General features: G+C 69.7%; 19 protein-coding genes and 1 other RNA gene. 4 read left to right on the plus strand and 16 right to left on the minus strand.

Translation table 11 applies throughout. The features are described 5' to 3' along the window. From C4313_RS07825 to C4313_RS07865, 9 genes are all read right to left on the minus strand, one after another. Positions 1-312: biotin/lipoyl-containing protein (locus C4313_RS07825; RefSeq protein WP_352429312.1), on the minus strand; the 312-nt coding region annotated here is incomplete at its 3' end. A gap of 43 nt (positions 313-355) precedes the next feature. Then, positions 356-1,327 carry an alpha-ketoacid dehydrogenase subunit beta gene (locus tag C4313_RS07830; RefSeq protein WP_352429313.1) on the minus strand — a complete coding sequence of 324 codons (972 nt, stop codon included), beginning with the start codon at positions 1,325-1,327 and terminating at the stop codon, positions 356-358. A 45-nt stretch (positions 1,328-1,372) separates the two neighbouring features. Further along, positions 1,373-2,446 carry a pyruvate dehydrogenase (acetyl-transferring) E1 component subunit alpha gene (gene pdhA / locus C4313_RS07835; protein ID WP_352429314.1) on the minus strand — a complete coding sequence of 358 codons (1,074 nt, stop codon included), beginning with the start codon at positions 2,444-2,446 and terminating at the stop codon, positions 1,373-1,375. Positions 2,447-2,509: 63 nt separating this feature from the next. Beyond that, positions 2,510-3,478, minus strand: coding sequence for a glycosyltransferase family 2 protein (locus C4313_RS07840; protein WP_352429315.1), 969 nt, complete (start codon positions 3,476-3,478; stop codon positions 2,510-2,512). A gap of 4 nt (positions 3,479-3,482) precedes the next feature. Then, positions 3,483-4,439 carry a polyprenyl synthetase family protein gene (locus C4313_RS07845; protein ID WP_352429329.1) on the minus strand — a complete coding sequence of 319 codons (957 nt, stop codon included), beginning with the start codon at positions 4,437-4,439 and terminating at the stop codon, positions 3,483-3,485. 137 nt (positions 4,440-4,576) lie between these two features. Next, complete coding sequence (locus tag C4313_RS07850; RefSeq protein ID WP_352429316.1) at positions 4,577-5,368, minus strand: TatD family hydrolase; 792 nt, start codon at positions 5,366-5,368, stop codon at positions 4,577-4,579. Further along, positions 5,365-6,798: a phosphoglucomutase/phosphomannomutase family protein gene (locus C4313_RS07855; protein ID WP_352429317.1), complete on the minus strand. Its 1,434-nt coding sequence runs from the start codon at positions 6,796-6,798 to the stop codon at positions 5,365-5,367. Before C4313_RS07855 ends, C4313_RS07850 begins: the two co-directional genes overlap by 4 nt. A 1-nt stretch (position 6,799) precedes the next feature. Then, complete coding sequence (gmd, locus tag C4313_RS07860; RefSeq protein ID WP_352429318.1) at positions 6,800-7,789, minus strand: GDP-mannose 4,6-dehydratase; 990 nt, start codon at positions 7,787-7,789, stop codon at positions 6,800-6,802. A 45-nt stretch (positions 7,790-7,834) separates the two neighbouring features. Next, a complete protein-coding gene (locus C4313_RS07865; protein ID WP_352429319.1) occupies positions 7,835-8,803 on the minus strand; it encodes a GDP-mannose 4,6-dehydratase in 969 nt (322 codons plus the stop codon). A 199-nt stretch (positions 8,804-9,002) separates the two neighbouring features. Between C4313_RS07865 and C4313_RS07870 the strand changes: the two genes are divergently transcribed. The 4 genes from C4313_RS07870 (at position 9,003) to gap (ending at position 14,016) form a co-directional block, all read left to right on the plus strand. Next, on the plus strand, positions 9,003-10,001 hold the full coding sequence (locus C4313_RS07870) for a glycoside hydrolase family 130 protein (protein ID WP_352429330.1): 999 nt from the start codon (positions 9,003-9,005) through the stop codon (positions 9,999-10,001). A 64-nt stretch (positions 10,002-10,065) separates the two neighbouring features. Then, positions 10,066-12,378 (plus strand): glycosyltransferase, encoded by a 2,313-nt coding sequence (locus C4313_RS07875; protein WP_352429320.1) that lies wholly within the window; start codon positions 10,066-10,068, stop codon positions 12,376-12,378. A gap of 12 nt (positions 12,379-12,390) precedes the next feature. Next, positions 12,391-12,799, plus strand: an RNA gene (gene rnpB / locus C4313_RS07880) — RNase P RNA component class A. A 194-nt stretch (positions 12,800-12,993) separates the two neighbouring features. Continuing rightward, positions 12,994-14,016 (plus strand): type I glyceraldehyde-3-phosphate dehydrogenase, encoded by a 1,023-nt coding sequence (gap, locus tag C4313_RS07885; RefSeq protein ID WP_352429321.1) that lies wholly within the window; start codon positions 12,994-12,996, stop codon positions 14,014-14,016. Between the two features lie 38 nt (positions 14,017-14,054). Here gap and C4313_RS07890 read toward each other — a convergent pair whose 3' ends face one another. The 7 genes from C4313_RS07890 to C4313_RS07920 form a co-directional block, all read right to left on the minus strand. Beyond that, positions 14,055-14,474 carry a hypothetical protein gene (locus tag C4313_RS07890; protein ID WP_352429322.1) on the minus strand — a complete coding sequence of 140 codons (420 nt, stop codon included), beginning with the start codon at positions 14,472-14,474 and terminating at the stop codon, positions 14,055-14,057. Between the two features lie 34 nt (positions 14,475-14,508). Continuing rightward, positions 14,509-15,819 carry a glycosyltransferase gene (locus C4313_RS07895; RefSeq protein ID WP_352429323.1) on the minus strand — a complete coding sequence of 437 codons (1,311 nt, stop codon included), beginning with the start codon at positions 15,817-15,819 and terminating at the stop codon, positions 14,509-14,511. After that, a complete protein-coding gene (locus C4313_RS07900; protein ID WP_352429324.1) occupies positions 15,816-16,643 on the minus strand; it encodes a class I SAM-dependent methyltransferase in 828 nt (275 codons plus the stop codon). The genes C4313_RS07895 and C4313_RS07900 overlap by 4 nt, the downstream gene beginning before the upstream one ends. 119 nt (positions 16,644-16,762) lie before the next feature. Beyond that, positions 16,763-18,178: a class II fumarate hydratase gene (locus tag C4313_RS07905; RefSeq protein WP_352429325.1), complete on the minus strand. Its 1,416-nt coding sequence runs from the start codon at positions 18,176-18,178 to the stop codon at positions 16,763-16,765. A gap of 45 nt (positions 18,179-18,223) precedes the next feature. Continuing rightward, on the minus strand, positions 18,224-18,451 hold the full coding sequence (locus tag C4313_RS07910) for a DUF2905 family protein (protein WP_352429326.1): 228 nt from the start codon (positions 18,449-18,451) through the stop codon (positions 18,224-18,226). A gap of 28 nt (positions 18,452-18,479) precedes the next feature. Beyond that, positions 18,480-18,971 (minus strand): HNH endonuclease, encoded by a 492-nt coding sequence (locus C4313_RS07915; protein ID WP_352429327.1) that lies wholly within the window; start codon positions 18,969-18,971, stop codon positions 18,480-18,482. Positions 18,972-19,484: 513 nt separating this feature from the next. Next, the gene (locus C4313_RS07920; protein ID WP_352429328.1) at positions 19,485-19,667 is read right to left on the minus strand and encodes a hypothetical protein; all 183 of its coding nucleotides are present in this window, start codon (positions 19,665-19,667) and stop codon (positions 19,485-19,487) included. Between the last annotated feature and the right edge of the window lie 183 nt (positions 19,668-19,850).

Here is a 19,850-nt window from a genome sequence, read left to right on the forward strand (position 1 = left end):
GGCCGGCGCCGGGGGCGCCGCGGGCGCCGGACCGGGGGCCGGCGCAGCGACCGTCGGGACCTCCACGGGCTCATCGGGGGCCGCAATGATGGCGATAGGGGTGCCCACCGGCACCGTGGTCCCCGGCTGGATGAGCACCGCCTTTAGGATCCCGCTGGCCGGCGCCTCGAACTCGATGTTCACCTTCTCCGTCTCGATCTCCGCCAGGGGCTCCCCGGCCTTCACCGGCTCCCCCACCTGCTTGAGCCAGCGCAGCAACTTGCCCTCTACCATATCGAAGCCCATCTTCGGCATCGTCACCGTGGTCGCCATCCAACGCCTCCACCGACCGTGCTGGAGGGCGGGCCCGTCCCCCCTATCGCAGCAGCAACTTCACAGCCTTCACCACATCCTCCGGCCAGGGGAGGACCGCCCGCTCCATGTGCTTGTTGTAGGGCATGGGGACCTCGCGGCTCCCCAGGCGCATCACCGGGGCGTCCAGGTCGTCGAAGGCGTGCTCCTGGATGCGGGCGGCGATCTCGGCGCCCACGCTGAAGGAGCGCCACTCCTCCGTCACCACCAGGGCCCGGTGGGTTTTGGCCACCGACTCATAGACCGGCTCCATGTCCAGCGGGCGCAGCGTGCGCAGATCCACCACCTCGACCTCGATGCCCTCGCGAGCCAGTTGCTCCGCCGCCTGCAGGCTGGCCTGCAACATCCGCCCGTAGGTGACGATGGTGCAATCGCGCCCGGGCCGTTTCACCTCGCTCCTCCCGATGGGGACGACGTAGTCGCCGTCGGGCACCTCGCCCCGCACCGGGTAGAGGGCGGTGTGCTCGATGAAGATCACCGGGTCCTCATCCCGCAGCGCGGCCTTGAGCATCCCCTTGGCGTCGTAGGGCGTGGCGGGGTAAACCACCTTGAGGCCCGGCACGTAGGCGAAGTAGACCTCGAAGGTCTGGGAGTGGGTGGCAGCTAACTGACCCCAGCCGGCGGCGGTGCGGATCACCAGGGGCACCTTGAACTGGCCCCCGAACATATGGGACATCTTGGCCGCGTGGTTGACGATCTGGTCCAGGGCCAGGAGGATAAAGTTGATGGTCATGATCTCGGCCACCGGACGCAGGCCGCCCAGGGCCGCCCCCAGGGCCACCCCCACGATGGCCGACTCGGCGATCGGGGTGTCCCGCACCCGTTCCTCCCCGAACTCCTCGTAGAGGCCGCGGGTGACCGCGTAGGTGCCCCCGTAGGCCCCCACGTCCTCCCCCATGATGAAGACCCGGCGGTCCCGCTGCATCTCCTCCTGCAGGGCCTGTCGGATGGCCTCCCGGATGGTCATCACCGGCATCGGCGAACCCTCCCTCGCTGGACGATCTCCTCGCCCCGCTCCGGCTCATCCCTGCCCGCCGTCCCACAACTGCAGGAACCGCTCGTCCCCGCGCCAGGCCCCCACCGGGTTGGCGTAGAGGAAATCGTAGAGCGTGTCCAGGGGCGGGTCGGGGCTCTCCTCAGCGAAGCGCATGACCTCCTCCATCTCCCGCTCCACGTCCTGATGGATGGCCTCCAGTTGGGCCTCGGGGACGCCCTCCACCTCCAGCAGGTGTCGCCGGAAGCGCTGGATGGGATCCCGCTGCTTCCACTTCTCCACCTCCTCCTTCGAGCGGTAGAGTTCGGGGTCGGCGACGGAGTGACCCTGGAACCGGTAGCAGACCGCCTCCAGGAAGTAGGGGCCGTTGCCCGCCCGCGCCCATTCCACCGCCCGCGTCGCCGCCTCGTAGACCGCCAGGACATCCATGCCGTCGACGCGTTCGGCGGGGATGTTGGCCATGCAGGCCTTCTTGTAAACCTCGGTGACCGCCGAGGCCTTCTCGATGGCCACGCCCATCCCGTAGAGGTTGTTCTCGCAGAGGAAGACCACGGGCGTCTTCCACAGGGCGGCCATGTTCAACGCCTCGTAGAACTCCCCGATGTCAGTGGCCGCGTCCCCGAAGATGGCCATGGTCACGCGGGGCTCCCCCAGGTATTTGGCGGCGAAGGCCAGGCCGACCGCCATCGGCAGGTGGCCGCCGACGATAGCGTGGCCGCCCCAGAAGTTGTGCTCGCGGCTGGCGAAGTGCATGGATCCGCCACGGCCCCGGCTGCAGCCTGTGGCCTTCCCAAACAACTCGGCCATCAACACCCGGGGATCCAGCCCCCGGGCGATGGCGTGCCCATGGTCCCGATAGTGGGTCAGCAGGTGGTCCTCCGGGCGCAGGGCGGCGATGGCCCCCACGGCCACCGCCTCCTCGCCGATGTAGAGGTGCAGGAAGCCGGCGATCTTCCCCTGCTGATAAGCGATGCGCGCCAGCTCCTCGAAGCGACGGATGAGCACCATCTGGCGGTAGAACGAAAGTTTGGTGGGGAGGTCCAGCGTGGCCACCGGCGCCGCCGCCGCCCGCGATGCGTTCCCCTTCCCTCGACCGCCCATACGTGCTCTCCTCCCGTCGGAATCCCGAATCGGATCCGTGCCGCTTGTCGCTCTTCGCGGTGATTATAACACGCCGCCCCCGCCGGCTCCCTTTTTCCCCGCGCCGGGAAAGGCCTCCTGGAGCAGCCCGCGGACCACCTCGCGGTAGATCCGGATCCGCTCCCGGCGCATCGCCCGCCGGTGCCCCAGCAGGGCTTTCCCGCCCTCCAGGCCGATCTGCCACAGATACTGACCGATGAGGAAGGCCCCCAGGAGGGCGGCGGCCCCCCGGCCGTGATGCTTGCGCCAGTAGCGGATCTTGCTGCGCTGGAAAGCCAGGTGCTGGAGGGCAGGGACCTGGTCGCTGCTCCGCCCGCCGTAATGGATCACCTGGGCCAGCGGATAGTAGACCACCCGCCACCCCGCCCCGCGGATCCGGCGGCACCAGTCCAGCTCCTCCGCATACATGAAGAACCCTTCGTCCATCGGCCCCACCCGCTCCACCACCTCGCGGCGCACCAGCATGGCCGCCCCCGTCACCCAGTCCACCTCCTGCACCACGTCGTCCGGGCGGTCCAGGACGTAATAGTGCTGCAGGATGCGGGGGGGCGCCCAGGGCTGCCACCAGGTGCTCTCGAAGAGGGCGGTCCAGAAGGTGGGGAAACGCCGGCGGGAGGACTGCACGGTGCCGTCCGGGTTGAGCAGCTGGGGGCCGACCACCCCGACGTCGGGATGGGCGTCGGCATAGGCCACGAGGTCGACGAGGGCGCGGCCCAGGACCTCCGTGTCGGGGTTGAGAAGGAAGAAATACCGGCCGCGGGCGATGGCCATCCCCTGGTTGTTGGCCGCCGGGAAGCCCCGGTTGACCGGGTTGACCAGCAGCCGCACCTCGGGGAAGGCCTCCCGCACCCGCTCCGGCGTCCCATCGGTGGAGGCGTTGTCGACCACGATGATCTCTCCTCTCAGGCCCCGGAGGGCCTCCCGCACCGAGGCGAGGCAGCGGGCCAGCCAGCCCCACACGTTCCAACTTACCACGATGACCGAAACATCCATCCGGTCACCGATCGCGCCGCAGCACATGCTCGGCCAAGGCCCAGAGAGCCCCCCGCGCCGGCCCGTCCGGGAGGGCCTCCAGGAGGGCCTGGCCCCGACGCACGAAGGCCTCGGCCTCGGCCACCGCCCGTGGAATGGCCTGGGAGGAGCGGATCCGCCGCACAGCCTCCCGGATCAGCGCCTCATCTCCCGAGCGGCCGGAGAGGACCTGGCGGATCACCGGATCCCCTGGATGCTCTTCCAGATAGAGCAGCACCGGCAGGGTCACCAGGCCCTGGCGCAGGTCGCTGCCCACCGGCTTGCCCAGCACCTGCTCGTCCCCGGCGAAATCCAAAACGTCGTCCATGATCTGGAAGGCCATGCCCAGCTCCACCCCATAGCGCCGCAGGGCCTCCACCTGCGGCTCCGGGGCGCCGGCCAGGACGGCGGCGGCTTCCGTGGCCAGTTCGAACATCGCCGCCGTCTTGGCGTAGATCCGCTGCCGGTAGTCCTCCCGCTGCCACATCGCCTCCGGATCGCTGAACTGCTGGCGCAGTTCCCCCTCGCAGATGGTCATGAGCGTGCGGGCGAAGATCGCCATCACCCGCACGTGATCTGTGCGGGCGGCCAGGGCGGCGGCGTAGGCGAAGAGATAATCCCCGGTCAACACCGTCGCCGCGGGGGTCCAGATGGCGTTGAGGGTGGGGATCCCCCGGCGCAGCAGGGCGCCGTCGATGAGGTCGTCGTGGACCAGGGTGGCGGTGTGCAGCATCTCCACCGCCGCGGCCAGGCTCACCATCCGCTCGTCCGCCTGCCCATACAGCCGGCCGGTGAGGAGGACCAGCATGGGGCGGATCCGCTTCCCCCCGGCGTTGAGGAGATGGTGCACCGCCACCTTCAGGGGCTCGACGGTGAGCGGGATCGCCCGCATGCGGGCTTCCACGCGCTCCAGATCCTCCCGGAGCCACTCCTGGATCGCCACGAGGGTCAACGCTGGGCGCGCCGTCGATGACATTTTCCGTTCGGTCCGAGGTGAGGATGCAGCCCGAGAACCGTCCGCACAGCCCATTTTATGACGGTTCCGCCGGCCTGCAATCCGGCGCCGTGCTCCCGTGGAGATCACCGATCGGGAAGGCGGAACAGCCGCCGCGCGTTCTCCGTGGTCTGGCGGGCGACCTCGTCCGTGGGGACCTGGAGCAGGAGGGCGAGGGCCTCCGCGATCCGGGGCAGGTAAGCGGGTTCGTTGCGCCGCCCCCGGTGGGGATGCGGGGGGAGGTAAGGGGCGTCCGTTTCCAAAACCAGGGCGGGGAGCCCCACGGCTCGCACCACCTCTCGCAGCCCCTCGGCGCTCCGGTAGGTCAGGGGTCCGCCGATCCCCAGGGCGAACCCCCAGGCGACGGCCGTGCGGGCCATGCCCAGATCCCCAGAGAAGGCGTGTAGCACCCCGCGGGCGGGGGGCCGGGCCGCCACCCAGCGCTCCAGTTCCTCCAGCAACGCGGAGGCCGCCGCCCGTTGATGGAGGATCACCGGGAGGCCGAGCTCCCCGGCCAGTTCCAGTTGGGCCCGGAAGGCGGCCCGCTGGGCCTCCCTTGGGGAGAGATCCCGATAGAAGTCCAGCCCGATCTCCCCGATGGCCACCACCCGGGGGTGCCGCGCCCATGCCCGCAGCCGGCGGAGCCCCTCCGGTGTGCAGGTCGCGGCGGCGTGGGGATGGATCCCCACCGCTGCGTAGATCCCCGGGTGGCGCTCGGCCAGGGCCACGACGGCGGGGAGGTTCTCCAGGCTCACCGCGGGGACGATGCAGACAGCCACCCCGGCCGCCTGCGCCCGGGCCAGCACCTCCTCCCGATCCGCTGCGAAGGCCTCGTCGTCGAGATGGCAATGGGTGTCGATGAAGAAGGGACGGCTCACGAGGGATCCCCTTCCACCCCTGCCAGGCGGCGGCCCTCGGCGAGCAGGGCCGGCACCCGTTCCGCCTGCGTGGCCTCCGTGTAAATCCGCAACAAGGGCTCGGTCCCAGAGAACCGGATCAGCAGCCAGCCGCCGTCCTCGAGGTAGAACTTGTAGCCGTCCGATCGGTCCACGCGGACCACCCGCAGCCCGGCGAGCCGTTCGGGCTGGGCGGCCTCCAGGCGGGCGCGGGTCTCCGCCCGGCGCTCCGGCGAGAACTCCACGTCGATGCGCGCATAGTAGTGGGGCCCAACCATCTGGAAGAGCCAGTCGATCAGTTGGCGGGGCCGCTGGCCGGTGCGCACCATCAGATCCAACAGGTAGAGGGCGGCCAGAATCCCATCGCGCTCCGGCAGATGCCCGCGGAAGGCGAAGCCCCCGCTCTCCTCGCCGCCGATCATGGCGTCGGTCTCCAGCATCTTGGGGGCCACATATTTGAAGCCGACGCCCGTCTCGTAAACAGGGACCCCGTAGCGGGCCCCCAGTTTCTCCAGCATCGAGGTGGTGGAGAGGGTTTTGACGATGGGGCCCCGCTGGCCGCGGACCTCCAGCAGGTAGAGGGCCAGCAGGCCGTAGACACGCAGTTGGTCGACGAACTCCCCGTTCTCATCCACCAGGCCCACCCGATCGGCGTCCCCGTCGGTGGCCAGGCCGGCGTCGGCGCGCAGCGCGCGGACCTTCTCCTGGAGCGCATCGAGGTTGGGGGGAATGGGCTCGGGGCGCTTCATCCCCGGGAAGAGGGGATTGCGCTCCTCGTGGATCTCCACCACCCGGATGCGCCCGGGGCTCAGCAGCCGCCGCAGCCACCCCGCCCCGTTCCCCCACATGGGATCCACGACGATGGTGAGGTCCGCCTGGCGCAAGGCCTCCAGGTCCACCAGCCGCTCCAGTTGGGCGATGTAGGCGGGGGAGGGGTCGAAGCGCTCCACCAGCCCCCGAGCCACGGCCTCGGCCAGGGGCATGCGCTTCACCTCCCGCTCATCGGGGGGGATGCGGGCCTCGATCTCCTGTAGGCCCTGGGGGTCCACCGCCCCGCCGAAGCGGTTGCGCACCTTGAAGCCGTTGTCGGTGGGCGGGTTGTGGCTGGCCGTGATGTTGATGGCCCCGGCGGCGCCCCGGGCCACCACGCTGTAACTGATGGCCGGGGTGGGGGCGGCCCGGTCGCAGAGGTAGACCCGGATGCCGTTGCCGGCCAGGACCTCGGCGCAGGCCTCGGCGAAATGTTCGGAGGCGAAGCGGCGGTCGTAGCCGATGACCACCCCGCCCTCGGCCTGGCCGGTGTCCTGCAGCCAGCGGGCGAAGCCCTGGGCGCAGCGCCGCACGTTGGCGAAGGTGTAGTCGTCAGCGATGCGCCCCCGCCATCCGTCGGTCCCGAAGCGGATCGCCGTCATCTCACCCCTCCCGGATCCCGTATTCCTGCTTCACCAGCGCCAGGTCAGCGTCCACCATGATCTTCACCAGTTGTTCGAAGGTGACCGAGGGGGCCCAGCCCAGTTTGGTCCGGGCCTTGGTGGCATCTCCCACCAAAAGGTCCACGTCCGCCGGCCGGTAGAGGGCAGGGTCCACCACCACATATTTGCGCCAGTCCAGGCCCAGGTAATCGAAGGCCAGCTCCACGAACTCCCGCACCGAGTGGGTCTCGCCGGTGGCGATGACGTAATCCTCCGGCTCATCCTGCTGCAGCATCAACCACATGGCCCGCACGTAATCCGGGGCGTATCCCCAATCCCGCCGCGCCTCCAGGTTCCCCAGGCGCAGTTCGTGGGCCAGGCCCAGTTTGATGCGGGCCGCCGTGTAGGTGATCTTGCGGGTGACGAACTCCAGGCCCCGGCGCGGGCTCTCGTGGTTGAAGCAGATCCCGGAGACGGCGAACATCCCATAGCTCTCTCGGTAGTTGACCGTGATCCAATGGGCGTAGACCTTGGCCACGCCGTAGGGGCTCCGGGGATGGAAGGGGGTGTTCTCGTTTTGAGGGACCTCGCGGACTTTCCCGAACATCTCGCTGCTGGAGGCCTGATAGAACCGGATGGTGGTCGGGTCCACCAGGCGGATGGCCTCCAGCAGCCGCGTCACCCCCAGGGCGGTGAACTCGCCGGTCAGCACCGGCTGTTTGAAGGAGGTGGGCACGAAGGACTGGGCGGCCAGGTTGTAGACCTCCTGCGGGCGGTATTCCCGGAGGATGTCGATCAGGGAGGACTGATCCAGCAGGTCCCCCTGGACCAGCGTGATGCGGTCCTGGATGTGCCGGATGCGCTCGAAGTTGACGGTGCTGGTCCGCCGCACCATGCCGATGACCTCGTAACCCTTCTCGAGCAGGAACTCCGCCAGGTAAGAGCCGTCCTGTCCGGTGATCCCAGTGATCAACGCCCGTTTCCGCTCCATCGATCCGCCTCCTCAGAGGGTTTGCCAGGGATCGCCGCCCTCGCCTCAGGCCGGGGGCACCGCATCCTCTCCCCGCCGCACCCGCTCCCGCCACTCGTTCAGCACATCCTGCAGGGATTGCTCCAGGGGGATGGTCGGACGCCAGCCCAGTTCCTCCCGGATGCGGGTGACGTCCGCGACGCTGAGGGGGATGTCCACCGGGCGGATCCGCTCGGGGTCCACCTCGACGCGGACCGCCACCCGGGCCATCCCCAGGAGGATCTCCAGCACCTCCCGGATGGCGCGCGGGCGCCCGGAGCCGATGTTATACGCCTCCCCCGGCCTCCCACGCTCCAGGAGCAGACGATAGGCCCGGACCACATCGCGCACGTCGGTGAAGTCCCGCCGCGCCTCCAGGTTGCCCACCCGCAGCACCGGCTCCTGCCGCCCGGCCTCGATGCGGGCGATCTGCCGGGCGAGGGAGGGAACCACGAACCGGGGATCCTGGCCTGGGCCGATGTGGTTGAAGGGGCGCGCCCGCACGATAGGCATGGCATAGGCCGTCGCGTAAAGGCCGGCCAGCCAATCCTGAGCGGCCTTGCTCACCCCATAGGGGTTGGCCGGGCGGAACGGATGGTCCTCCCGCACCGGGACCTCCTCCGGCCGCAGCAGGCCGTAGACCTCGTTGGAGGTCACCACCAGGATGCGCGCCCCTAGATTCAGGGCACGAACCCCCTCCAGCAAGTTCAGGGTGCCCCCCACGTTGGTCTCGAAGGTCCCCCACGGATCCCGCCAGGATCGGGCGACATCCGACTGGGCGGCCAGGTGGATAATACCCTCCGGCGCCACCCGGGCGAGGGACTCCCGGACCGCCGCCCCGTCCCGCAGGTCCACCGTCATCACCTGCAGGCGGCCCGGCAAACCGGCGGCCGGACGCCGGGCCCAGCCCCAGAGGTCCCAATCGGTCTCCTGGGCCAGGGCGGCCGCCAGATGGCGGCCGACAAAGCCAGCGACACCCGTGATCAGCAGACGCAACGCCCCCTCCGGAACCGCGCGGATGTTCGGGGATCGCCCCATCCCAGGGGCACCGTCAACAATCGGCTGCTTTCGGCTCCTCGACCCGTGGCCCCCACGCCACGCGCTTCCGGAATTATACCAAGGCCGCGCCCCCCAGCTCCGCGTCGGAACAGCCGGCAGCGCATGCTAATCTTCTTCTAATGAGGACCGGCTTAACATTCATAATGTCCCTCTTCCCGATGAACCCAAAGGCAGCCTTCGGCGACCGGAGGGAAGCATGGCCGAGCGGTTCCGGCGATATGCCGGCAACCCCATCCTCACCGCCGCCGACTGGCCGTATCCGGCGAACGCGGTCTTCAACCCCGGCGCCACGCGTTACAACGGCGAGGTGCTGCTCCTCGTCCGGGTGGAGGACTTCCAGGGGATCTCCCATCTCACGGCCGCCCGCAGCCCGGATGGGCGCAGCGGCTGGCGGGTCGACCCGGAGCCGACCCTGCTGCCGGATCCCCTCCGCCATCCCGAGGAGTTCTGGGGGATCGAGGATCCGCGCATCGTCTTTCTGGAGGAGGAAGGCCTTTACGCGGTCACCTACGTGGCCTACTCGCGCGGGGGGCCCCTGGTCGCCCTGGCCACAACCCCGGATTTCCGGACTTTCCACCGCCTGGGGCCGATCCTGCCGCCCGAGGACAAGGACGCCAGCCTGTTCCCCCGCCGGTTCCGAGGGCGCTGGGCGATGATCCACCGCCCGATGCCCACCGCCCCAGGCGCCCGACCCAACATCTGGCTCTCCTTCTCCCCGGACCTGCGCCACTGGGGGGATCACACGGTGATCATCGAGGCCCGGCCAGGGGGATGGTGGGACTCCGACCGGGTGGGCCTGGGGCCGCCGCCCATCGAGACGCCGGAGGGCTGGCTCATCATCTACCACGGCGTCCGACAGACCGCCTCCGGCCGGATCTATCGGGTGGGCCTGGCGCTGCTGGACCTGGAGGACCCCCGCAAGGTGATCCGTCGCAGCGCCGAGTGGGTGTTCGGGCCCTCAGCGCCCTACGAGCGGGTCGGGGATGTGCCCAACGTGACGTTTCCGTGCGGCGCGGTGTTGGATCCGGCCTCCGGCGAACTGTTGATGTACTACGGGGCGGCCGATACCTGCGTGGCCCTGGCCACCGCCCCCCTTCAGGACCTGCTGGACTATCTCCGGCATTGTCCAACGTAACCGAGGGCCAGGCCGTCCGACGGGCCCCGCCCTTCCCGAAACCGGAACCCGGAGGTGGGAAGCCATGGGGCATCCGATACGGATCGCGCTGGTCGGAACCTATGTGCCACGCCCTTGCGGGATCGCCACCTTCACCCACGATCTGGCCCAGGCCCTGGCCGAGGCCCAAGGGGAGCGGCTGGGCGAGGGGTCTGCGGTGCAGGTCGTGGCCCTCACCCGTCTGCCCCACCGCTATGCCTACGGCCCGGAGGTGACCTTTGAGATCCGGGATCATGAGCCGGAGGACTACCGGGCCGCAGCATCCTTCCTGAACCTGGCTCCCGTCGACGTCGTCCGCCTCCAGCACGAATACGGGATCTTCGGAGGTCCCAGCGGTGGCCATGTGCTCCGGCTGGTGGAGGGGCTGCGCAAACCCCTTATCGTAACCCTGCACACGGTGCTCTACGCGCCTTCGGAGCCTGAGCGGCGCATCCTCAGCGAACTGGCCCGCCGGGCGGAGCGGGTGGTGGTGATGGCGGAGCGCGCCCGCCTTTTCCTCGTCGAGCGCTACGGCGTGGACCCGGAGCGGATCGTGCGCATTGACCACGGCGCCCCCGCCGTCCCCTTCGAGGACCCGGAACCTTACAAAGCTCGCCTGGGCCTGGCCGGGCGCCGCGTGTTGCTCACCTTCGGCCTGCTCAGCCCAAACAAGGGCATCGAGACGGTGATCGAAGCGATGAAGGATCTCGTGCCGCGGCACCCGGATCTCCTCTATCTGGTCGTGGGGGCCACCCATCCCGAGGTCCGGCGTCGCTACGGCGAGGCCTACCGGCGCTCCTTGGAGGAGGCCGTCGCCCAGGCAGGGCTGCAGGACCACATCCGGTTCGTGGACCGCTATCTGAGCCAGGAGGAACTGCTGACCTTCCTGCGGGCCGCCGACATCTACGTCGCCTCTTACCTGGCCCGGGAGCAGATCGTCTCGGGCACCCTCACCTACGCCCTGGCCTGCGGCAAGGCCATCGTCTCCACCCCCTCCTGGTATGCGGAGGAGATCCTGGGGGAGGGACGCGGCATCCTGGTCCCCTTCCGGGATCCGAAGGCCATGGCCCAGGCCCTGGACCGTCTGCTCTCCGATCCGGAGGCACACCGGCGGCTGCGGGAGGCTGCCTACGCCCGGGGACGGGAGATGGCCTGGCCGGCCGTCGGCCGCCGCTACCTGGAGGTCTTTCGGGAGATCCTGGAACGGCCCCACCCCATCCTCCGGCCGCCCTGGCTGCCGCCCGCGGCCGGTCTGCCGCCGGTGCGACTGGACCATCTGCGCCGGCTGACAGACGAGGTGGGTCTGCTCCAGCACGCCCGCTTCCACCTCCCCGACCGCCGCTTCGGCTACTGCACCGACGACAACGCCCGCGCCCTGCTGGTCCTGGTGCGGGCCGCGCGCCAGCGGCCGGATCCTGGGTTGCTCCCCTGGATGCGAACGCATCTGTCGTTTTTGCTGCATGCATGGAACCCCGAGGCCGGCCGGTTCCGCAACTTCCTGGGCTACGACCGCCGCTGGCTGGAGGAGGTCGGATCCGAGGACGCTCAGGGCCGGGCCCTGTGGGGGCTAGGGGAGGCCGCCGCGTGGGGGCCGGAGGGGCTGTGGGAGCCCGCAGCGGCCCTGTTCCAGGAGGCGTGGGTGGCGACAACCGCCCTCACCCATCCGCGGCCGTGGGCCTACGCCCTCCTCGGGGGCCTGGCCTATCTGGAGCGGTTCCCGGGCGCCCGGCGCGTCCAGGAGCGCCTTCGGGAACTGGCCCAGGCCCTGGAGGCCCGTTTCCGCGAGGGCGCGGCGCCGGGCTGGCCGTGGCTCGAGGCAGTGGTCACCTATGACAACGCTATCCTCCCCGCGGCCCTGATCGCTGCCGGCCGGTTCTTCGGCGAGGCCGCCTGGCTGGAACGGGGCCTGGCCGTGCTGCGCTGGCTGGTGGAGATCCAGACCGATCCCCACGACGGGCATCTGACCTTCATCGGCAACCGGGGCTGGTTCCGGCGCGGCGGGCCCCGGGCGCGCTTCGCCCAGCAACCCATCGAGGCGGCCGCCATGGCCGAGGCCGCCGCGCGGGCCTGGGAGGCCACCGGAGACCCGGCGTGGCGGGAGTTGGTGGAGCGATGCGTCGGCTGGTTCCTGGGAGAGAACGATCGGGGATGCCAGCTGGTGGACCTGCAAACCGGCGGCGCCCACGACGGCCTGGAGGCCACCGGGCCCAACGCCAACCAGGGGGCCGAGTCCACGCTGGCGTGGCTACACACCCTGCTCCTGGCCCATGCCCTGTGCCCGGAGCGCCCCGCCCGCACGGCGGAAACCCCAGCGCACCCCGAGCGCACGCGTTCTCCCGCGCGTCCTGTTGTAAAATAAAAGGGGATCGCGCCAGAAGGCCGGGCGGTCGCGGGCCGGGGATCCTCCCGGCCTGAGGAAAGTCCGGGCTCCAGCGGGGCAGGGTGCCGGGTAACCCCCGGACGGGGCGACCCGTGGACAGGGCCACAGAAAACAGACCGCCGATCCGCCCGGGGATCTCCCCCGGGGTCATGGAGGCAAGGGTGAAACGGTGGGGTAAGAGCCCACCGGCCGGGCGGCAACGCTCCGGCGCACGGTAACCCCCACCCGGAGCAAGGCCAAACAGCGGGCGCGGCGCCGGAACCGGCGCCGGGGCAGCCCCGCGCCCAATGCCCGCGGGTAGGCCGCTCGAGGCGGCGGGCAACCGCCGTCCCAGAGAGATGACCGCCCCCCTACGGCCCGCCGTAGGGGACAGAACCCGGCTTACAGGCCCTCTGGCGCGATCCCTTCGCAGAACCCCATTCCCCCACCGACAGTCCCTTCGTCCGCTCATCTTATGAAAATCTTCCCTTGGCGGGGCCTTGCTTTTTCCGGTATACTTGACCGCGAACGGAAGGGGCCTTGTCTCCAGCGCTCGGGCCCCAGGCTCAGCGGGGGAAAGACCTTTGGGTTCAACTTTGATCAGGAGGGATCGAGATGGCGGTCCGCGTGGGCATCAACGGGTTCGGACGGATCGGGCGTCAGGTGTTCCGCGCCATCCGAGAGCGCTATCGGGGCCGCCTGGAGGTGGTGGCCGTCAACGACATCACTGACGCCCCCACCCTGGCGCATCTGTTGAAATACGACTCCAACTACGGCCGCTACCCGGAGCCGGTGGCCGCCCGCGACGCTTACCTCATCGTCGGCGAGGATGAGATCCGCGTCTTCGCCGAGAAGGATCCCGCCCACCTCCCCTGGAAGGATCTGGGAGTCCAGATCGTCATCGAGTCCACCGGCCTCTTCACCGACGGCCGCAAGGCCGCCGTCCACCGTACCTCCGGCGGCGCCCAGAAGGTCATCATCACCGCCCCCGCCTCCCCCTCGGACAGCGTGGACCTCACCGTGGTCCTGGGGGTCAACGACCAGCGTTACGACCCGGCGCGCCACCACATCGTCTCCAACGCTTCCTGCACCACCAACTGTCTGGCCCCAGTGGTCAAGGTGCTGCACGAGGCCTTCGGCGTCCGGCGGGGGCTGATGGTCACCGTCCACGCCTACACCAACGACCAGCGCATCCTGGACCTGCCCCACAAGGACCTGCGGCGGGCGCGGGCGGCGGCCCTCAACATCATCCCCACCACCACCGGCGCGGCCCGGGCCATTGGCCTGGTGATCCCCGAGCTCAAGGGCAAACTGGATGGCTACGCCCTGCGCGTGCCGGTCCCCACCGTCTCCGTCATCGACCTCACCGCGGAGGTCAGCCGCCCGGTGACCGTGGAGGAGGTCAACGCCGCCTTCCAGGCCGCTGCCGAAGGCGCCCTGCGGGGCATCCTAGCCTACACCGAGGAGCCGGTGGTCTCCGTGGACTTCAAGGGCGATCCCCACTCGGCCATCGTCGACGGGCTCTCCACCATGGTGGTGGACGGCAACTTCGTGAAGGTGGTGGCCTGGTATGACAACGAGTGGGGCTACTCGGTGCGGGTGGCCGATCTGGCCGCCAAGATGGCGGAGGCCCTCTGAAGCCCCAAGCCCTTCCCAGCAGAACCCGCGTTCCCCTGTTAGGGGGAGGACAGGCGGCGCAGGCGCTGATAGCGGGGGATCCCCTGCAGTTGCTGCCAGCGCTCCTCCCGATCCCCCCAGCGCCATTCGTAGACCGTCCGCCCCTCCTCGTCCCCATAGGCGAAGGCGGGGGCCGCCCCCAGGGAGCGCTGCAAGGCCTCCACCACCCGGGGGAGGTCCTGCGCCATGCGCAGGATGACGTAACGGCGGGGCTCGAACGCGATCTCGAAGACATGCCCCCGCCAGTATCCTTGATACCGGAAGGGCGGGTCCTTCTGGCAGGGATCCACCGGCGAGACCCACGCCTCCTGGAGGCGGACGAACCACAGGCTCTGACGCAGTTGCTCCGCCACCGCCCCGGCGCTGGGGCGCTTCTCCGCGTAGAACCAGTGCACCGCCGGCGGCACCACCGTCACCATCGTCTCCGCTCCTCCTGAGGGAGATGACGAGGGATCAGACGGACGCCCGCCAGTGGCCATAGCAGAGGGCCGGCCGCGGGCGGGCCCGATGGCTCTCCAGGACCTGTCGGTAGAGCTCCAGGATGCGATCGGTGATGGTTGCCCATCCGAAGGCCTGGGCCCACCGCCGGCCGTTCTCCCCCATCCGCTGCCGCAACGCCTCGTCCCGCAGGAGCCGATCCAGGGCCCGGGCCAGGGCGACGGGCTGGCGCCGGGGCACCCGCAGGCCGGTCTCCCCGTGGCGGACCAGGTAGACCAGCCCCCCGACCTCCGAGGCGATCACCGGCCGGCCGCAGGCCATCGCCTCCAGGGCCACCAGGCCGAAGGACTCATAATCCGAGGGCATCACCACCACATCGGCCGCGTTGTAATAATCGGGCAGGGTCTCCTGGGCCTTGGCCCCGATGAAGGCCACCAGGTCGGCCACCCCCAGGTCCTCCCGCAACTGTTGCAGGCGGCGGAGCTCCGCGTCCGTTGAGGCCTCGGGATCCCCGCCGATGAGGATCACCGCGAAGTCCCGGGTCCACGTGGGGCACTCCTGGGCCAGGATGGCCACCGCCCGGATCAGGGTCTCGATCCCCTTCAACGGCTCGATGCGCCCCACATACAGGATGTAGCGCTTGTCCGGGGGGAACCCCAGCCGGCGCCGGGCCTCCGCCTGAGGGATGGGCCGGAAGTGCTCCAGATCCACCCCCGGCGGGATCACGACGACGCGGGAGGGGTTCGCCCCATAGGCCCAGACCAGGTGGGCCTTCTCTGCCGGGGTGGCCGCCACCAGGCGGTCGGCCTCCCCGGCCAGCCGTCGCTCCGCCTCCAGGCGCGCCGGGGGCTCCCGCTCCCTCTCGCTGCAGGCCACTCGGTTCTTGAGGGACCCCAGGGTGTGGAACATGTGGATCACCGGGGCTCCCCAAGCGGCCCGCAGGGCCAGCGCGGCCAGCCCGGAGAGCCAGTAGTGGCTGTGGATCACATCGTAGGCGATCTGCTCCTGGGCCGCGAAGGCCTGCACGCGGGCGATGAACTCCGGGAGGTGTTCGACGAGGCGGTGCTTCTCGATGGGAACCTCCGGGCCGGCCGGGATGTGGATCACCCGCCCCCCAGGGCCCAGTTCGTGGACCACGTGGGGCAGATGGGGGTTCTGGGAGCGGGTGAACACATCCACGGCGATGCCGTGTCGGGCGAGGGCCCGGGTCAGTTCGCGCACGTAGACGTTCATCCCCCCCGTGTCCTTGCCCCCCAGCGTGGCCAGGGGGCACGTGTGCAGGCTGATCATCGCCACCCGGCGCACCGCCGGCGCCGTCCCCTTCATGCCCGGACCTCCTGGAACAGGACCCGTTCGTCCGCCCACGGCGGGGCCGCCGGGCGGACCTTCCGGGCCAGGAAGAAGGTGACCTTGGCGTCCACCTCCAGCCCGCCCAGGGCGCGGATGCGAGGCTCGAAATGGGCCCAGACCGCCTGCCAATCCGGCTTGTCCCGCCACCCATACGCCCGCTCCAGCCAATCGCATTCGAACCGGATGAAGGCCTTCGCCTCCTCGGGATCCAGGTTCACCCCCGTGGGGTAGAAAGCCATCTGCTCCACCTGGAAGCCCATCCGCTCCAGGGCGGCCTGGATCTCCGCCTTGGTGAAAAAGCCGGCCCGGATGTATTGATAGATCTCCAGGGCCAGCCGCTGGGAGGGCGTCTCGGCATCCTCCGGCGTGGTGGTGGCCAGGGCGAACCACCGCCCGGGCCGCAGCACCCGGTTCACCTCGTAGAACAGCCGGTGCAGCCCCTCGCGATCCAAGCAGATGTCCTGGAGGGCCAGGAAACTGGCCACGCCGTCGAAGATCCCCGCTGGGAACGCCAAGCGGTAGGCGTCCATCTGGACGAAGGCGCTGGAGCGGGAGGCCCGCTCCCGGGCGTGCTGGCGGGCCAGCTCCACCTCGCAGCGGGCCAGGTCGATGCCCACCACCACCTGGGGCGGGGCCGCCCCCTCGATCTCCAGGGCGAACCATCCGTCCCCGGTCCCGATGTCCAGCCAGCGCTGGCCGGGCGCGATGGGGATGCGACGGACGATGGCCCGCCGCACCCCGTTGAGGTCGTCGTAGTAGGCCTCGAACTGCCGGATCACACGCAACCCTCGCTCCCCCATCGACCTCGCCTCCGGAACGGTTTCGCCGCGGACACAAATCGGTGGGGCCTGCGGCAGGCCCCACCGATCCTCGCCGTCCAGGGAGACCTCGGGATACCGGACGTCCCGCCGGCGACGCCTCAGCCGCCCGCCGACATCCCGGCCACAAAGCCCCCTTCGGTCATCCTACGCACATCCAGGACCTCGTCCAGTTTCTCGGGCGGGAGCAAGCCCATCTCCAGCACCACCTCGCGGATGGTCTTGTCCTCGGCCATGGCCTTCTTCACCACCTCGGCGGCCTTGTCGTAGCCGATGTAGGGGGTGAGGGCGGTGGCCAGGATGGCGTTCTTCTGGGCCAGGGTCTCCATGTGCTGGCGGTTGGGCACGATGCCGCAGATGCCCTTGTCGGCCAAAACACGGGCCGCGCTGGCCAGGAGGTGGATGGACTGCAGCAGGTTGTGGGCGATCACCGGCAGCGCCACGTTGAGCTCGAAGTTGCCCGAGGCCCCCGCCATGTTGATCACCACGTCGTTGCCCATCACCTGCATGCAGACCATCATCACCGCCTCGGGGATGACCGGGTTGATCTTCCCGGGCATGATGGAGGAACCGGGCTGGAGGGCCGGGAGGCGGATCTCCGCCAGGCCGGCCTGGGGGCCCGAGTTCATCCAGCGCAGGTCGTTGGCGATCTTATACATGGAGACGGCCACCGTTTTCAACTGGCCGCTGAGCTCCACCGCCGCGTCCTGGGCGGCCTGGGCCTCGAAGTGGTTCTCGGCCTCCCGGAAGGGCAGGCCCGTCTCCTCCCTCAGGGCCGCCGCGATCCGCCGGCCGAACTCGGGATGGGTGTTGATGCCCGTGCCCACCGCCGTGCCCCCCAGGGCCAGTTCGGCCAGGTGCGGCAAGGCCGCCTCGATCCGCCGGATCCCATGGGCGATCTGGCTGGCGTAGCCGGAGAACTCCTGGCCCAGGCGGACCGGCATGGCGTCCATCAGGTGGGTGCGGCCGGTCTTCACGATGTCGTCGAACTCCCACGCTTTGTCCGACAGGACCTGGTGCAGGTGCCGCAGGGCCGGGAGCAGGCGCTCGTGGACAGCCAGGTAGGCGGAGATGTGGATGGCGGCCGGGATCACGTCGTTCGAGGACTGGCCCAGGTTCACGTGGTCGTTGGGATGCACCTCTTTGGACCCGAGGGCCCCGCCCAGGATCTGGATGGCCCGGTTGGCGATCACCTCGTTGGCGTTCATGTGGGTCGAGGTCCCCGAGCCGGTCTGGAAGATGTCCAGCGGGAAGTGCTCGTCCAGTTGGCCCTCGATGACCTCCCGGGCCGCCTGCATGATGGCGTTCGCCCGCCGCTCGTCCAGCAGCCCCAGGTCCCGGTTCACCTTCGCCGCGCAGTATTTGATCAGCCCCAGGGCACGGATGAAATCCCGCGAGAACCGGATCCCGCTGATGGGGAAGTTCTCCACCGCCCGCTGGGTCTGTGCCCCCCACAGGGCATAGGCAGGGACCCGCACCTCGCCCAGCGAATCCCGCTCGATCCGGAACGCCTCCATGGCGACCTCCTGAGGGCGGGTGTCACCACCGCCGCCCGCGGCCCCTCACCGCCAGAGACGGAAGATCAGGTTCAGCACCAGCGTCAGGATCAGGCTCAACAGGAGGGACGTGGCCAGCGGGAAGAAGAAGACGAAGTTCCCCTTCTGGATCAGGATGTCCCCGGGGAGACGGCCCAGGCCGGGGACCCGGCCGATCAGGATGAACAGGAAACCGAAGGCGAGGAAGAACAGGCCGATGAGGATGAACCAGCGCCCGAACTCCTGCAACGGCATCCGCTTCCCTCCCTCGGTCCCACGGGATTCACCACCCTTCCAGATATTTGCGCCACTCACGGTATTCCCGCAAGTAGGCGCCGAAGAGATAGCCGACGGTCGGGACCGGCTCGAAGGGGGGGCGGAGCAGGGTCATGCGGGCCTCCGCCGGCGTGCGGTTCCCCTTGCGGCGGTTGCACGCCGGGCAGGCCGCCACCAGGTTCTCCCACGTGTGGGCCCCGCCCCGATGACGCGGGATCACATGGTCCACCGTCAAGGAAGGGGAGGAGCGCCCGCAATACTGGCACGTCCACCCGTCCCGCCGCAGGATCTCCCGCTTGGTCAGGCGCAGCCGACGGGGTGGGCGGCGGACCGTATAGCGCAGCCGGATCACGGAGGGGCGGGGGAGGACACGGGAGGGGGTCCGTAGCGCGCCCCTCCCGTTCTCCAGAACCTCCGCCTTCCCGCTCAGCACCAGGGCGATGGCCCGGCGGAGGGGACAAACGTTCAATGGCTCGAAGTTGGCGTTCAGCACCAACACCGGCTCTCGCAGGGAGCACTCGGCTGGGAACCTCCTTGAGGCCTCCATGGCCGGATCCTTCGGACAGGGCTCTCTTGAATTATACGCGCAAAGAAAGGGATCCGCCAGCGCCGATCGCCCCATCGAACGGATGAAGGCGGGTGGCAGGGAAAGAACTACCCGGTGGGCGATGGGGATCTCGGAGGACAGGGGCAGGGCCCCTCCAGTGGTCGAGCGCCGCTTCTTCTACGACAGGGCCACCGCCCTCACCCCCCCCGCCGACCCGGGGACTGCTCCCCTGGGTCGATCCGGGCGGTGGGGATCGGGGCTGGGTCACCGAGAGGGCCGGCTACGACGCGTGGGGGAACCTCACCCGCTGCGCATCGCAGGCCGTTGATGCGGGTCCTCCTGGTGCAGGACGCGGCGGGCGTCCCCGGGCGGGCCGGAGGCCTGGCCATCTGGGAGCGCCTCTTCTACGACGGCTACGGGATTGTCCCCCTCCAGCACCCGCCGGTTTACAACGGCCAGGACACCTCATGGGATCTTGATGCCCGGGAAGCCCGCCGCCACGTCCCCCGGCAGCACCCGGCTGTTCTGATCGCCGATGACGGCGATGGGGGAATCGGACGCGATCCCCACACCGCCGATGAACCCGCGCGGGACATGGCCGTCGGTCCCTTGGTTGAACGTTCGCGCACCGTCCACCCGGGAGGGCACATCGCCCTCACCGGTTACCCACCCCCTTTGAGGGCACCTCCCTTGCCCATGCTAGCGGTTCGTAATGAAAGGCAGCCAGAGCCGAACGGGCATCGGCGTGGGCGCCTGCGCCAGATAGAACACCCCACCGCCACCGGTCCCCGCATACAGGGTGGTGGGCCTCTGCGGGTCGATGGCCAGGGC

This window comes from Thermoflexus sp., assembly GCF_040289485.1.
Lineage (GTDB): Bacteria > Chloroflexota > Anaerolineae > Thermoflexales > Thermoflexaceae > Thermoflexus.

Coding starts and splice junctions, on each gene's coding strand:
- C4313_RS07830 (WP_352429313.1), bottom strand. CDS start 1,327: ATGCCGGTGATGACCATCCGGGAGGCCATCCGACAGGCCCTGCAGGAG.
- pdhA (WP_352429314.1), bottom strand. CDS start 2,446: ATGGGCGGTCGAGGGAAGGGGAACGCATCGCGGGCGGCGGCGGCGCCG.
- C4313_RS07840 (WP_352429315.1), bottom strand. CDS start 3,478: ATGGATGTTTCGGTCATCGTGGTAAGTTGGAACGTGTGGGGCTGGCTG.
- C4313_RS07855 (WP_352429317.1), bottom strand. CDS start 6,798: ATGACGGCGATCCGCTTCGGGACCGACGGATGGCGGGGGCGCATCGCT.
- gmd (WP_352429318.1), bottom strand. CDS start 7,789: ATGGAGCGGAAACGGGCGTTGATCACTGGGATCACCGGACAGGACGGC.
- C4313_RS07875 (WP_352429320.1), top strand. CDS start 10,066: ATGGGGCATCCGATACGGATCGCGCTGGTCGGAACCTATGTGCCACGC.
- gap (WP_352429321.1), top strand. CDS start 12,994: ATGGCGGTCCGCGTGGGCATCAACGGGTTCGGACGGATCGGGCGTCAG.
- C4313_RS07890 (WP_352429322.1), bottom strand. CDS start 14,474: ATGGTGACGGTGGTGCCGCCGGCGGTGCACTGGTTCTACGCGGAGAAG.
- C4313_RS07895 (WP_352429323.1), bottom strand. CDS start 15,819: ATGAAGGGGACGGCGCCGGCGGTGCGCCGGGTGGCGATGATCAGCCTG.
- C4313_RS07900 (WP_352429324.1), bottom strand. CDS start 16,643: ATGGGGGAGCGAGGGTTGCGTGTGATCCGGCAGTTCGAGGCCTACTAC.
- C4313_RS07905 (WP_352429325.1), bottom strand. CDS start 18,178: ATGGAGGCGTTCCGGATCGAGCGGGATTCGCTGGGCGAGGTGCGGGTC.
- C4313_RS07910 (WP_352429326.1), bottom strand. CDS start 18,451: ATGCCGTTGCAGGAGTTCGGGCGCTGGTTCATCCTCATCGGCCTGTTC.